The 1,313-nt window shown below is 69.9% G+C and carries 1 pseudogene; it reads right to left on the bottom strand.

Features of this window, described 5'->3' with window-relative positions:
* Positions 1-1,313, bottom strand: a pseudogene (locus tag AABA78_RS38785) (hypothetical protein); the annotation flags it as partial.

Genomic DNA, 1,313 nt, shown 5'->3' with positions numbered 1-1,313 from the left:
CCGGTGGTGGTGCAGTTGCAGGAGGGGACGCAGTAGAGGTCGTTGCAGGTGGCGCCCCCGGTGCAGTAGGCGAGGCCGGAGTTGAGGATGGCGGCGCGGACACCGGAGGCGCCGGGAGTCACCCAGGCTGTCCATCCGCGGCCGTCCTCCCACGCGCCGCGCGTCGTCAAGTCGGCGCTGGAGGCCTCGTCGCGGATGGCGACGGAGTCACTGCGGTCGGCGGAGCCGGCGGTGCACTGCTCGGACTCATTCCAGAGGTCGAGGCCGTCGAAGAGGACGCGCTGCTGGAGGGTGGTGCCGGCGACGGCGGGCTGCTTCATGACGCCGCCGAAGGTGGTGGTGGTGACTTTGTAGGGGTGGGGCGTTTCGATGTCGACGCTGACGCGGTTGACGTGGCCGAAGGCGTCGTACTCACCGGTGCCGGTGACGCGACCCTGGTTGTCCAGCATGAGGACGGGCTTGCCCAGGTAGTCGGTGACGAGGTGGTAGGTGCCGCAGGCGGCGGCCTGGCCATCGCGGGCGCAGTCGGCGGTGGCGTCGGAGAGGTGGGCCCAGGAGGCATCCAGCTTGCCACGCAGCAGGGCGATGGGCCTGCCGTCCAGCCAGACGTACTCGTCCACCGGGTGGGTGGTGGCGGTGAAAGCAGAGGCATTGCCCTGGTCCACCAGGAGGCCCTGGGACGCGTTGTAGAAGTACTCGTCCTTGAGGCCGGTGGGGGAGTCCTTGAGGCGGCGTCGGCCCTGGGCGTCGTAGAAGTAGTTGAACGTCAGGCCATTGACGCTGACGGCCTTGAAGACAGTGTCTGCGCCGCCGTTGGAAGACGGGCCGGAGGTGAAGTCGAGGTGGAAGGCGTTGCCGAAAGAGTCGGCGGGGCGCCAGAGCTTCTGGGAGACGCGGCCGTCGGCGTCGTAGGTGAAGGAGTGGCCGAGGGTGGCGCCCGTCTGGGTGGAGTTGCGGGAGACGAGCTGGTCGGGGTGGCCCGAGGTGGAATAGGCCAGGGCCCAGGCGTTGGCCTCGCCGGACTCGGAGGTGCGATTGCCGCGGGCGTCGTAACCGAAGCCGCGTGAGGTGAAGGCGCCGCCGGCAGTGGAGAGGGTGCCGGAGGCGGACGTCAGGCGCAGCAGGCCGTCGTAGCCGTAGGTTTCGGTGAGGGGCGAGGTGGCGCCGAGCAGGCACGAGTCAGAGCGCACGAGCTGGTCCGCCTGCCACGTGTACACCTGCTTGAGGACGGCGCCGTTGCCGCTGCCGGGCGTGAAGTTGGTGCCCGAGGCGAGCGTGGACACCCAGAGGGCGCGCACGCGGCCCGTGGCGTC

The organism is Corallococcus caeni, assembly GCF_036245865.1.
GTDB lineage: Bacteria > Myxococcota > Myxococcia > Myxococcales > Myxococcaceae > Corallococcus > Corallococcus caeni.
This window is presented reverse-complemented; position numbering and strand designations above follow the sequence as displayed.